At 62.9% G+C, this 11,924-nt stretch carries 13 protein-coding genes; 4 read left to right on the top strand and 9 right to left on the bottom strand.

The window, feature by feature from the left end; genetic code table 11:
* Positions 1-176 precede the first annotated feature (176 nt).
* Together ACVILI_RS14480 and ACVILI_RS14475 are read left to right on the top strand one after the other, a co-directional pair.
* Complete coding sequence (locus ACVILI_RS14480) at positions 177-980, top strand: CPBP family intramembrane glutamic endopeptidase (protein ID WP_038645647.1); 804 nt, start codon at positions 177-179, stop codon at positions 978-980.
* A gap of 131 nt (positions 981-1,111) precedes the next feature.
* Positions 1,112-2,617, top strand: a complete 1,506-nt coding sequence (locus ACVILI_RS14475; protein ID WP_019857201.1) for a winged helix-turn-helix domain-containing protein — start codon at positions 1,112-1,114, stop codon at positions 2,615-2,617.
* A gap of 184 nt (positions 2,618-2,801) precedes the next feature.
* Here ACVILI_RS14475 and era read toward each other — a convergent pair whose 3' ends face one another.
* The 9 genes from era to rpoZ all read right to left on the bottom strand — a co-directional run bounded on the left by era (position 2,802) and on the right by rpoZ (position 10,354).
* Entirely contained in the window at positions 2,802-3,734 is a 933-nt protein-coding gene (era, locus tag ACVILI_RS14470; RefSeq protein ID WP_010915105.1) for a GTPase Era, read from the bottom strand.
* Positions 3,719-4,432 (bottom strand): ribonuclease III, encoded by a 714-nt coding sequence (gene rnc, locus ACVILI_RS14465; protein WP_019857200.1) that lies wholly within the window; start codon positions 4,430-4,432, stop codon positions 3,719-3,721. Before rnc ends, era begins: the two co-directional genes overlap by 16 nt.
* Positions 4,433-4,436: 4 nt before the next feature.
* Complete coding sequence (gene lepB / locus ACVILI_RS14460) at positions 4,437-5,186, bottom strand: signal peptidase I (protein ID WP_010915103.1); 750 nt, start codon at positions 5,184-5,186, stop codon at positions 4,437-4,439.
* A 78-nt stretch (positions 5,187-5,264) separates the two neighbouring features.
* A complete protein-coding gene (gene acpS, locus ACVILI_RS14455; RefSeq protein ID WP_038645644.1) occupies positions 5,265-5,678 on the bottom strand; it encodes a holo-ACP synthase in 414 nt (137 codons plus the stop codon).
* Entirely contained in the window at positions 5,675-6,274 is a 600-nt protein-coding gene (locus ACVILI_RS14450; protein ID WP_019857197.1) for a DUF2062 domain-containing protein, read from the bottom strand. The genes acpS and ACVILI_RS14450 overlap by 4 nt, the downstream gene beginning before the upstream one ends.
* Positions 6,275-6,537: 263 nt before the next feature.
* A complete protein-coding gene (locus tag ACVILI_RS14445; RefSeq protein WP_019857196.1) occupies positions 6,538-6,918 on the bottom strand; it encodes a VOC family protein in 381 nt (126 codons plus the stop codon).
* Positions 6,919-6,985: 67 nt separating this feature from the next.
* Positions 6,986-7,564: an orotate phosphoribosyltransferase gene (pyrE, locus tag ACVILI_RS14440; RefSeq protein ID WP_019857195.1), complete on the bottom strand. Its 579-nt coding sequence runs from the start codon at positions 7,562-7,564 to the stop codon at positions 6,986-6,988.
* 31 nt (positions 7,565-7,595) lie between these two features.
* Positions 7,596-9,824, bottom strand: coding sequence for a RelA/SpoT family protein (locus tag ACVILI_RS14435; protein ID WP_457102472.1), 2,229 nt, complete (start codon positions 9,822-9,824; stop codon positions 7,596-7,598).
* 128 nt (positions 9,825-9,952) lie between these two features.
* Positions 9,953-10,354, bottom strand: a complete 402-nt coding sequence (rpoZ, locus tag ACVILI_RS14430) for a DNA-directed RNA polymerase subunit omega (RefSeq protein WP_019857193.1) — start codon at positions 10,352-10,354, stop codon at positions 9,953-9,955.
* Between the two features lie 320 nt (positions 10,355-10,674).
* On the opposite strand from rpoZ, the gene ACVILI_RS14425 reads away from it, so the two are divergent.
* Both ACVILI_RS14425 and ACVILI_RS14420 read left to right on the top strand, forming a co-directional pair.
* A complete protein-coding gene (locus tag ACVILI_RS14425) occupies positions 10,675-11,256 on the top strand; it encodes a LabA-like NYN domain-containing protein (RefSeq protein WP_010915096.1) in 582 nt (193 codons plus the stop codon).
* A gap of 11 nt (positions 11,257-11,267) precedes the next feature.
* Positions 11,268-11,924, top strand: a complete 657-nt coding sequence (locus ACVILI_RS14420) for a uracil-DNA glycosylase (protein ID WP_038645642.1) — start codon at positions 11,268-11,270, stop codon at positions 11,922-11,924.

Below are 11,924 nucleotides of genomic sequence, written 5' to 3'. Positions count from 1 at the left end.
AATCTTTCAGAAAGCGCTCGGGATTCTTGGCTGCAAAAGCGCCAAAAATCCTGGGTCGGCCGATGTGGCCAACACGGCCTGCTGAACAATTCGGCTGGCTTGTTTCCAGAGGCATGTCGACCGATCGGGCAGTCCGGCGACCTCTCATAGATCCCTGCCCGCTGAGAGGACCTGCGATGACTTCCTTGTTGAGCCTGGTGCGAAGGCACCAGCTGACTGCCTTCTTTTCATTGACGATTGGCCTCACCTGGCTGGCCTTCATTCCGTTCTACATGTCGAATGGCGACAGCATTCCCTGGTTCACGTTCGGTCCGATGGTCTCAGGCTTTGTCGTCGCGGCTGTCTCCGGCGGCTGGAGTTCGGTCAAGGCCATCCTCAGCGCGATGGTGAGGTGGCGGGTTCGTCCGATATGGTATCTGGTGGCGTTCGGCCTGCCGTTCGGAACGCAGTTGGCCTCGATCCTGATCAATCCGATGCTTGGCGCAGCGGCGCCGGCCTGGAGCAACGTCCCGGCGCTGTCCGAGATGCTGCCGATCATTGCGCTCTACGCTCTCTTCAGCGGCCCGCTCGGCGAAGAGCCGGGGTGGCGCGGTTTTGCAACGCCACGTCTGCTTGCCAGTCAGCCGGCACTCGCCGGCAGCCTGATCCTCGGTGTGATCTGGGCTATCTGGCACTTCCCGCTCGGGCTTGTCGGCGACCTCAGCCTTTACGGCACGATCAACGTCGTCCTGGCGGGCGTGGTGTTCACCTGGCTCTATCAGAACACCGGCAGCGTGCTTCTTGCCATCATCATGCACGTCACGCACCAGAACAGCGTCCGTTTCCTAGGCAAGGTGTTCATCGGCGGTGACTATGTGCAGCAGCAGTGGATCGCCGTGGCGATCTGGGCAATCATCGCGGTGGCCATCGTTGCTTACTACGGCACCGAAAGCTTCGTCCGGCGGCCAAGGACGCAACTCGCCGTGGCTGGCGCGGTCTAGGCTCGTATTGAGCGCGGTGTCCGAAGCCGGGCGCCGCGCCTCTTCGTCCGCCGATGGACACGTATGGGTCTTGACCCAGCCCGTCAGCCATAGCCCAATGCCGGCATGGCTTCCACGGAGCAGGCCTTTTGATGGCGGTCTTGGCCACCGACCAGATTTTTCAGTTCGGCGGTTTCACGCTCGATCTGGGCAAGGGCACGCTCAGCCGGGCCGACCAGCCGGCCTTTCTGCGGCCGAAGGCCTATGCGTTGCTGACGCACCTCGCCCGCAACATCGGCCGCGTGGTGCCGAAATCAGAACTGATGGACACGGTCTGGCCAGGCGTTTTCGTCACCGAGGATTCGCTGACGCAATCGGTGCGCGAAATCCGTAAGGTACTCGGCGAAGAGTTGGTGCGAACGGTGTCGAAGCGTGGCTACATGCTGGTGGCCGAGACTGAAGCGGTGCGCGAACCTGGCGCACAGCCGATCGTGGCGGTGCTTAGATTCCGCAATGACAGCGCCGATCCGGCCGACGACGCAATCGTCGACGGATTTGCAGAAGACATTATCAACAGCCTCGCCCGCTTCGGCACGGTGACGGTGCTGGCGCGCAACTCAAGCTTTTCGTTTGCGTCCCATTCGCCCGCCGAATGGCCGGCCATCCGCTCGCGCATCGGCGCCGACTATCTTGTCGAGGGCTCGGTGCGGCGGCAGGCGGACCGCATCGTCGCCGCGGTCAATCTTGTCGATGCAGCCAGCGCCACCCAGATCTGGGGCGATCGCTATCAGGCCGAGGCTGCCGGGCTGTTCGCCATCCAGCAGGATATTGTCGAGGAAATCGTCGGCCGGCTGGTGGTGCGGGTCACCAATGCCGGGCTGCAGCGCGCCGCACGACGACCGGTAACCAGCCTGGCCGCCTATGAGCTGGTGCTGCGCGGCGTCGCCTTGCTGCGCGACCCGGCGCAGAGCGACCTGCAAGGAGCGGCAGAGCTGTTCGAGGCCGCGATAGCCAAAGATCCGGGCTATGGCCTCGCCCATACCTATCTGGCGCTGTCGTATGTGCTGAACAGCGAATTCGGACCCACCAGCGATGCCCTGCTGGCGAAGGCCCGCGACCTTGCCGACAAGGGTATTGCGTTGTCCCCCGATCAGGCAACCGCACACCGCATTCAGTCACTGGTGCGGCTCAGCCTGCGCGACCACGAGGCGGCCGAGCATCATTTGCGGATCGCGCTTCAGCTCAATCCAGGCGACGCCGAATGCATCGGGCAGATGGGGCATCTGCTAACCATGCGCGGGCGGGCGCTCGAGGCGCTTGCCTGGCTGGCGCGCGCGATCAGGATCGATCCGCTCAATCCGCACTGGTACCAGTACGATCGATCGCTGGCGCTCTACATGCTGGGTGAGTACAGGCCGGCCGCCGAGGCGCTGGAACTGGCGACGCGGCCGACGCCATGGATCCGAACGCGACTTGCCGCATGCTATGCGCAGCTCGGCAACATGGAAGCGGCAAGGCGCCAGGCCGCGCTGGTCAACGCCGATGGCTCCGATTTCTCGTCGGTCGAGTATGCGAGGTCTGTCGTTCCGTTCGAAAACAGGGCTGACGCGGAGCATCTCGCCAATGGAGTGTTGCTGGCGCTTGGACAGCCGCGGTAGTCCGATGTTCCTTTCCACTTGCGGGGAACAGGCCCCCGGCGGACCAAAGCCGTGTCAATGGTAAGCTTGCTATCCAAAGGCCGCTAGAGCGTTTCACCGTTTCATGGAAACGGCGAACCACTCTAACTCTTTGTTTTGACGCAATTCCGGACGGAAAACCGCTCACACTTTTCCTGGAATTGCTCTAGTGCGGGAATTCGAGCCCCATCTCGCGGTAACGCTCGGGATCATCGCCCCAGTTCTCGCGCACCTTGACGAACAGGAAGAGGTGCACCTTCTGCTCGAGGATACCTGCGATCTCCATGCGTGCCGCCTGGCCGATGGCGCGGATGGTTTCGCCCTTGTGGCCGAGCACGATCTTCTTCTGGCTGTCGCGCTCGACATAGATGGTTTGGTCGATCCGCACCGAGCCGTCCGGCTTCTCTTCCCATTTCTCGGTTTCGATATGCGAGGAGTAGGGCAGTTCCTGATGCAGCCGCAGATAGAGTTTTTCGCGGGTGATCTCGGCCGCGAGCTGGCGCATCGGCAGGTCGGAAATCTGGTCTTCCGGATAGTACCAGGGGCCGGCCGGCAGAGCCTGCGCCAGATAGTCGAGCAGGTCCTTGCAGCCGGAGCCGGTCAGTGCGGAGACCATGAAGGTGCGCTTGAACGGCACTTTCTCGTTCGCCGCCGCGGACAGGGCCAGAAGCGTCTCGTGCTTCACCCGATCGACCTTGTTGAGGATCAGCGCCATCGGCTGGCGCACATCCTTCAGCCGTTCGAGGATGGCGTCGGCATCACCGCGGATGCCGCGTTCGGCATCGATCAGTAAAAGCACGATATCGGCATCCTTGGCGCCGCCCCAGGCGGTGGTCACCATCGCCGTATCGAGACGCCGCTTGGGCTTGAAGATACCGGGCGTGTCGACGAAGACGATCTGCGCATTGTCATGCGTGGCGATACCGCGCACGATGGCACGCGTCGTCTGCACCTTGTGGGTGACGATCGACACCTTGGCGCCGACCAACTGGTTGACCAGCGTCGACTTGCCGGCATTCGGCGCGCCGATCAGCGCGACGAAGCCGGAATGCGTGGCGGGGGTTTCAGCAGTTTCAATATCGGTCATGCCGCGTTCCATACACCTTCGCGCAACAGAAGGGCAGCCGCGGCTGCCTGCTCCGCTTCACGTTTGGAACGACCGCTGCCGGTCGCCGGCTGAAATGCACCGACCCTGACACTGACGGTGAACAACGGATCGTGGTCCGGCCCCTCGCGGCTGTCGATCTGATAGGCCGGAACGGCACTTGCCGCCTGATGCGCCCATTCCTGCAATTCGGTCTTGGCGTCGCGGCGCGCGGCACCGGAAGCCTGCGAACGCGGGCGCCAGTATTTGTGAATGAAGGCGCGTGCCGCCTCGAGGCCACCGTCGAGATAGAGCACGGCGATCAGCGATTCCAAGGCATCGGCGCGCAGATTGACGCGCTTGCGCCCCTCGAGCCCGCGCACATCCGATCCGGCGCGGATCAGGTCCGGCAGCCCGATATGTTCGGCTATCTCGGAAAGCGCCTCGGCGTTGACCAGCGCATTGAGCCGCAGCGACAATTCGCCTTCCGCCGCATCGGGAAACGCCGCCAGCAACATATCGGCAACGACGAGGCCCAGAACCCGGTCGCCGAGAAACTCGAAACGCTCGTAATCGGTGCCGGCATTGACGCCGCGGGCGCTGGCATGGGTCAGCGCGCGCTGCAGGCGCTGGCGGTCGGCAAAGGCGTGGCCCGTGCGTTCCACCAGCGCTTCGGCGAGCGCATCGGCGGTCAACCGTCTTGTTGCCGCCATGACCCTAGTTGACGAAATGGAACAGGCGCGAAACGCGCATCAGCGACGGCCATTTCCAGATTTCGAGAGGGCTCGCCTTGCCGGCGATCGAGAAGAAGACAAGGTTGGCGCGACCAACCAGGTTCTCAGCCGGAACGTAGCCGACGGTGAACCGGCTGTCGGCGGAATTGTCCCTGTTGTCTCCCATCATGAAATAGTGGCCGGGCGGCACGTCGAATTCGCGCGTGTTGTCGCCGATCGAATTCGGATTGAGGTCGAGCGTGTCGTAGCTGACGCCGTTGGGCAGGGTTTCCCGGTAGACGTCGATCGGCTGAGGCATTTCGGTGATATCGGGATTGTCGATCTGGCCGGTCTTTACGCGCGGCACGCCGACACCGTTGATGAACAACTGGCCATTCTTCATCTGGATCTTGTCGCCGGGCAGGCCGACCACGCGCTTGATGTAGTCGACGGACGGATCCGGCGGGAACTTGAACACCACAACGTCGCCGCGCTTGGGCTCGGAGCCCCAGATGCGGCCCGAGAAGAGGTCAGGCCCGAACGGCAGCGAATAGCGCGAATAGCCGTAGGACCATTTGGTGACGAACAGATAGTCGCCCTCCAGAAGCGTCGGCCGCATCGATCCCGACGGGATCGAAAAGGGCTGGAACAACAGCGTGCGGATGACCAGCGCGAGCAAAAGCGCCTGGACGATGACGCTGACGGTTTCGCCAAGCCCGCCGGATTTCTTCTGGGATTTTTCAGCCACGCTCATGTCGTCCTCGATTGTGCGTTGGATGGTATAGAGTCTCGGCGCGCGCTGGGCAACGTCAATGCCGGTCGTCAGATGCAATCAATGTGGCGCTTGTTCGACGGGCAACGCCTCGATGATCACAAAGGCTTGAGCGAGCGGGAAATCATCGGTGATGGTGAGGTGGATCGCCGCCCTGTGCCCTGGGGGCAGGATTTTTTCGAGCCGGGCCAGCGCGCCGCCGGTCAGCGCCATGGTCGGCGCGCCGCTGGGCAGGTTGACGACACCCATGTCGCGCCAGAACACGCCGTGCGCCATGCCCGTACCCAGTGCCTTGGCGCAGGCCTCCTTAGCGGCGAAGCGCTTGGCGTAGGAGGCAGCGCGGGCTCGTCGGTTTTCCGAACGCGCCTGTTCGACCTCGGTGTAGATCCTCTGGACGAAGCGCTGGCCGTGATGTTCCAGCGATTTCTCGATGCGCCTGATATCGATCAGATCACTGCCTACACCGATGATCATCGCGTAGCGGAACCAATGCTTGCTCCAGGATGAGGCGGTTGCTGGCGGCGGCTTGCGCGCTCGGCCAGCCGCTTGCGCCTCTGCTCGCGAAAGACATTCATGCCCCAGCGCGTGACGCCGTAAAACAGGAGGCCAAACACCAGCCCGAGCGGCACCGCGCCGATCAGCATGGGTTCCAGCACGGGATGCCACAGTTTCGCGAAAGAAAGCGTGTGCAGCATCTCGCCCAGATGCGCCGGCGGACCATGTGCCGGCAGGCGATCGTGCAGGATGAGCTTGCCGGTTTCCCAGGACGCGCCCCACAGAATGGGAAAAGTCAGCGGATTGCCGAAGAAAACAGCGCCCAGTGCCGCCGCCACCAGATTGCCGGCGATCACCCAACACAGAACGGCGGCAATGATGAAATGGAAGCCCACGGGAAAGAATGAAGCGAAGACACCAGCCGCCACACCGGCTGCCACCGCGTGCGGCGTGGCCTTCAGCCGCAGGATGCGCTTGGAGAAATACTGCAGCGAGCGCGAGAACGAGCGGCGCGGCCACAGATAGGTGCGCACCCGCTCCAAAAGACCATCAGGCTTGCGGCGACGAAAAAGCACTCTCTTCCTATTCCCGATACGTTACAGCTTGCGTTCCGGCTGTCTTCAGCCGGACTTCAACCGCCACATCTTGCGCTTTACGGTCACCCGAAGGCAATCGCGACTTTGATATAGCGATCCGCAAACCCGACAACAACCGAAGGCTACCTGTGCAGCGGCCGCGCCACCATAATCTTTGGTAAGGTTCACGTCTCCAACACCTGACAATCGCGGCGAATTTGAGAATGGCTTCGGCCTATTGTCGCAGCCGGATGTCTGAGACACTACCGCAAGTACTGGCTGACTTCGACAAGATTGCCGTCCGGATCGCGGAAATAGACAGACATCATCGGACCGCGCGCCCCGATGCGTTCGACCGGCCCCAGTTCGAGCACGACGCCATTGGCTTCGAGACGGGCGCGGATTTCGTCGAGCGGCCGTTCGGTGATCAGGCAGAAATCGCCTGACCCTGGCGTCGGCGCCTTCGCCTTCGGCTCGAAAGTGCGGCTGATCTCGTGGACATTGATCTTCTGGCCGCCAAAAGCCAGCGCTGTCGGCCGGCCCGGCGTGTCGATGCGCTCGAAACCCAGCACGCGCTGGTAAAAGGCGCAGGTCGCTTCGAGCGACGCCACCGTCAGCACGAAATGGTCGATCCCGACGATCATTTCGAATTGCCTTCACGCATGTCGTCACTCCCAAAACCGCCGCAGACTTTTTGGGCGACATGCATGGTCAGATATTGCGACTGCCAGGCTTGACCGCCGGTATCGCGGCAAGCTCCGGCGGCAGCCGGTCCGGCGGATAGGCCGGAACCTCGTATTCGGCGAGCGCGATCAGCGGCACGCCGACATGGGTCTTGCCGGCGGAACGGTCGATGATGCAGGCGGCCGCCACCACCTCGGCGCCAAGCTCGCGCAGGCACTCGATGGTTTCGCGGATCGACAGGCCGGTGGTGACGATATCCTCGACGATGACGACGCGCGCACCCCTGGCGATCTCGAAGCGGCGCAGGCGGAACTCGCCCCCTTCCCGCTCGACCCAGATCGCCGGCACGCCGAGATGGCGCGAGGTTTCGTAGGCCGGGATCAGGCCGCCGATCGCCGGGCCGACGACATAGTCGATCTTGCCTGGCACCGCTGCCCGGATCTTTTCGGCCAGCGCCTTGCAAAGCCGCTCGGTCTTGTCGGCATGCATGAACACCCGCGCCTTCTGCAGGAAGACCGGGCTGCGCAGGCCCGACGTCAGGATGAAATGCCCCTCCAGAACAGCACCCGCCTCGCGGAAAATGCCCAGCACTTCATCGGTCTTCATCTGCGCCTGCCCCCCAGATAGATCAGCCATGTCAGCCATTCACACGCCGTGCGTCGCTGACGCTCGAATTGTCCTTGAGCTGCGACAGCAGCCGGTTGAGGTGCTTCAGATCCCAGACTTCGAGATCGATCAGCATTTCGGTGAAGTCGGGCGCCGTGCGCACCATCGACAGCGTATGGATGTTGGCGTCATTGGACGCAACGACCTGGGCGAGATCGGCGAGCGAGCCCGGCGCATTGATGGCGGTGACCGAGACACGCGCGGGGAAGCGCTCCTTGGTGCGCTCGTCAATGTCCCAGCGCACGTCGATCCAGCGCTCGGGCTGGTCATCGAAAGCCTGCAGCGCCGGCGACTGGATCGGATAGATGGTGATGCCGGTGCCCGGCTGGACGATGCCAACGATGCGATCGCCGGGCACAGCACCCTCCGGCGCGAAGCGCACCGGCAGGTCGCCGCGTACGCCGCGGATCGGCACGGCGCCGTCACGCGGCTGGTCCTTGTCCTTGCGCGCGGCCCGGCCCGGAATCTGGAACAGCATGCCAGCGGCGTTGCGGATCTTCGACCAGCCCTCCTCGCGCTGCTTGGGCGCGGCCGGCGTGACGCGTTCGTCCTTGTAGTCTGGGAAGACCGCCTTCATGACGTCGGTGGAGGCAAGTTCGCCACGACCGACGGACGCCAGCACGTCCTCGATGTCCTTGCGCGCCAGCCGGTGCAGCACCGGCTTCAGGCTTTCCTTGGTGAAATTCTTGCCGGCGCGTTCGAAGGCGCGTTCGAGAATACGCGCGCCGAGGCCGGAATACTGCTTGCGAATGGCGTTCTTGGTGGCCCGGCGGATGGCGGCGCGCGCCTTGCCGGTGACGACGACCGATTCCCACGCCGCCGGCGGCACTTGCGCCTTGGAGCGGATGATCTCGACCTCGTCGCCATTCTTCAGTTCCGTCATCAGCGGCATGATGCGGCCGTTGACCTTGGCACCGACGCAGGTGTCGCCGACATCGGTGTGCACCGCATAGGCGAAATCGATGGGCGTGGCGCCGCGCGGCAAGGCAATCAGCATGCCCTTTGGCGTGAAGCAGAACACCTGGTCCTGGAACAGTTCCAGCTTGGTGTTCTCGAGGAAATCCTCGGGATTGTCGCCTTCGGCAAGCTGCTCGATGGTGCGCCGCAGCCAGGCATAGGCATTGGTCTCCTTCGAGATCGCATGGCCGGCACCGTTCGTCTTGCCGCCGGTGTCCTTATAGATCGAGTGCGCCGCGACGCCGTATTCGGCGATCTTGTTCATCTCGCGGGTGCGGATCTGCAGCTCGACGCGCTGACGCGACGGCCCGACAATGGTGGTGTGGATCGAGCGATAGTCGTTCTGCTTCGGCGTCGAGATGTAGTCCTTGAAGCGGCCGGGCACCATCGACCATGTGGTGTGGATGGCGCCAAGCGCGCGGTAGCAGTCCTCGACCGTATCGACCACGACGCGAAAGCCGAAAATGTCGGACAGCTGCTCGAAGGACAGCGCCTTGGCCTCCATCTTGCGGAACACCGACCAGGGCTTCTTCTGGCGGCTCTTCACGCCGGCGTTGATGGCATGCTTTTCAAACAGCCCCGACAGCGCCTTTTCAATGTCGGTCAGCACGCCCTTGTTGCGCTCGAATATCTCGGCAAGCCGCGCGGTGACGGCGCGATAGGCTTCCGGATTGATGTAGCGGAAGGCGATCTCCTCCAGCTCTTCGCGCATGCCTTGCATTCCCATGCGCCCGGCCAGCGGCGCATAGATGTCCATCGTCTCCTCGGCAATGCGCAGGCGCTTGGCCTCCGGCATGTGGTCGAGGGTGCGCATGTTGTGCAGGCGGTCGGCAAGCTTGACCAACAGCACGCGAACGTCTTCCGAGATCGCCAGAAGCAGCTTGCGCAGGTTCTCCGCCTGCTCGGCCTTCTTGGAGACGAGATCGAGCTTCTTCAGCTTGGTCAGGCCCTCGACCAGCTTGCCCATTTCGGGGCCGAACAGATCGTCGATCTCGGCCCGCGTCGCCGTGGTGTCTTCGATGGTGTCGTGCAACAGGGCGACGGCGATCGTTGCCTCGTCCATGTGCATTTCAGTGAGGATGGCGGCGACTTCGAGCGGATGCGAGAAATACGGATCGCCGGAAGCGCGCTTCTGGTGGCCATGCTTCTGCATGGCATAGACATAGGCCTTGTTGAGCAGCGCCTCGTTGACGTCAGGCTTGTAGCGCTGGACGCGCTCGACAAGCTCATACTGACGCATCATGGGCGGAATCTCTCAGCGATGAAATGAATCATGCGCCGCACTGCTGTACGGCGCATGTCATAGATAGCCACGAAACTGCCGGGACGGAAGTGCCGGAAACGCGTTCCGGGCAGGTCCAGAAAACTCTCTTAGTAGTCGTCGCTCTTTTCCGGCGGTACCAGACCTTCGATGCCGGCCAGCAGGTCTTCCTCGGTCATGCGATCGAAGGTGATGTTGTCCTCGGCATCGTCGGTTTCAGCGGCCGCGACAGCGCCGCCGGTCTGATCGGCGATCACCTCGCCTTCAGCCTCGGGCTCGTCGACCTCGACATGCTTCTGCAGCGAATGGATCAGATCTTCCTTGAGGTCGTCGGGCGACAGCGTCTCGTCGGCGATCTCGCGCAGGGCGATGACCGGGTTCTTGTCGTTGTCGCGAGGAACGGTGATCTGCGCGCCCTGGCTGATCTGGCGGGCACGGTGGCCGGCCAAAAGCACCAGCTCGAAGCGGTTGTCGACCTTGTCGATGCAATCTTCAACGGTTACGCGGGCCATGGACTGCCCCTTTCATGCCTGGATTTGATGGAAAACAGGGGCGGTCCATAACCCGAACGCGGCCAAAATACAAGCATCATGGCATTGGCGGGACTATTGGGTGCTCAATCCCTGCCCAAACACCGGATCTGGCAAACAGCCCGCGTCGTTCGTTCGACGCCGCGATCACAATTGCTTGCATTGCCGCATCACGCCTTGGATTGCCACCAAACTGGCGTTATCTCGAATGGACAAGGTCAGCCGGTTTATTATGAGCCTGACCGATAGTCGCTACCGCATTTCGTTTAGACGGCCGCATTTTTCGAAAAGGAATATTTTCCATGTTCGACCCACGTGAAAAAATCGCCTTGTTCATCGACGGTGCCAATCTCTACGCTACGTCGCGGGCGCTCGGCTTCGACATCGACTATCGCAAGCTGTTGTCGAGTTTCCAGAAGCGCGGCTATCTCTTGCGCGCCTATTATTACACGGCACTGGTCGAGGATCAGGAATACTCCTCGATCCGCCCGCTGATCGACTGGCTCGACTATAACGGCTTCAAGGTGGTGACCAAGCCCGCCAAGGAGTTCACCGATTCGACCGGCCGCCGCAAGATCAAGGGCAATATGGACATCGAACTGACGGTCGATGCGCTGGAGCTCGCCGATGTCGTCGACCACTATGTCATTTTCTCCGGCGATGGCGACTTCCGCACGCTGGTCGAGGCGCTGCAGCGGCGCGGCCGCAAGGTGTCGATCGTCTCGACCATGGCCTCGCAACCGCCGATGATCTCGGACGATCTGCGCCGCCAGGCCGACCATTTCATCGACCTGACGACGCTGAAGAACGAAGTCGGCCGCGATCCTTCCGAGCGGCCCGTGCGACGGCCCGAACCGGCTGAAGTCGATGAGGACGACTACTGAGGCCGGTTGCCTTGACCGCCCTCTCCCAAGCCGAACCGGGTCGCGACTGCCCGCTCTGCCCGCGGCTGCATGATTTCATTGCGCAGTGGCGGCAGCGCGAGCCGTCCTGGTTCAACGCGCCGGTGCCGACCTTCCTGCCGCCGCAGGGCGAGGACAGCGTCCAGCTTCTGATCGTCGGGCTGGCGCCCGGCCTGCGCGGTGCCAACCGCACCGGCCGCCCCTTCACCGGCGACTATGCCGGCGACCTGCTCTACTCGACGCTGATCGCGCACGGCTTTGCACGCGGTGAGTTCAAGGCGCGGCCCGATGACGGGCTGGAGCTTGTCGGCACCGCGATCACCAATGCAGTGCGCTGCGTGCCGCCGGAGAACAAGCCGGTGGGCGCCGAAATCTCGACCTGCCGCAGCTTCCTGGTGCCGACGATCGCACGCTTTCCCAAGCTACGCGCGGTGCTGGCGCTTGGGTCCATCGCGCACCAGTCGACCGTGCGCGCGCTGGGCGGGCCCGTCGCCGCCTATCCGTTCAAGCATGGCGGGCAGCTGCCGGCCGGCGGCGTCACGCTGTTTTCGAGCTATCACTGCTCGCGCTACAACACCAACACCGGCGTTTTGACGGAGGCGATGTTCGTCAGCGTGTTCAGCGAGATCGCGGCGTTCCTGCAGAAATAA

The organism is Mesorhizobium sp. USDA 4775, from assembly GCF_054062655.1.
This window is presented reverse-complemented; position numbering and strand designations above follow the sequence as displayed.

Bases quoted from the DNA above. Each gene is read 5' to 3' on its own strand.
- ACVILI_RS14480 (WP_038645647.1), top strand. From the start codon at position 177: ATGACTTCCTTGTTGAGCCTGGTGCGAAGGCACCAGCTGACTGCCTTC.
- ACVILI_RS14475 (WP_019857201.1), top strand. From the start codon at position 1,112: ATGGCGGTCTTGGCCACCGACCAGATTTTTCAGTTCGGCGGTTTCACG.
- era (WP_010915105.1), bottom strand. From the start codon at position 3,734: ATGGAACGCGGCATGACCGATATTGAAACTGCTGAAACCCCCGCCACG.
- rnc (WP_019857200.1), bottom strand. From the start codon at position 4,432: ATGGCGGCAACAAGACGGTTGACCGCCGATGCGCTCGCCGAAGCGCTG.
- lepB (WP_010915103.1), bottom strand. From the start codon at position 5,186: ATGAGCGTGGCTGAAAAATCCCAGAAGAAATCCGGCGGGCTTGGCGAA.
- acpS (WP_038645644.1), bottom strand. From the start codon at position 5,678: ATGATCATCGGTGTAGGCAGTGATCTGATCGATATCAGGCGCATCGAG.
- ACVILI_RS14445 (WP_019857196.1), bottom strand. From the start codon at position 6,918: ATGATCGTCGGGATCGACCATTTCGTGCTGACGGTGGCGTCGCTCGAA.
- pyrE (WP_019857195.1), bottom strand. From the start codon at position 7,564: ATGAAGACCGATGAAGTGCTGGGCATTTTCCGCGAGGCGGGTGCTGTT.
- ACVILI_RS14435 (WP_457102472.1), bottom strand. From the start codon at position 9,824: ATGATGCGTCAGTATGAGCTTGTCGAGCGCGTCCAGCGCTACAAGCCT.
- rpoZ (WP_019857193.1), bottom strand. From the start codon at position 10,354: ATGGCCCGCGTAACCGTTGAAGATTGCATCGACAAGGTCGACAACCGC.
- ACVILI_RS14425 (WP_010915096.1), top strand. From the start codon at position 10,675: ATGTTCGACCCACGTGAAAAAATCGCCTTGTTCATCGACGGTGCCAAT.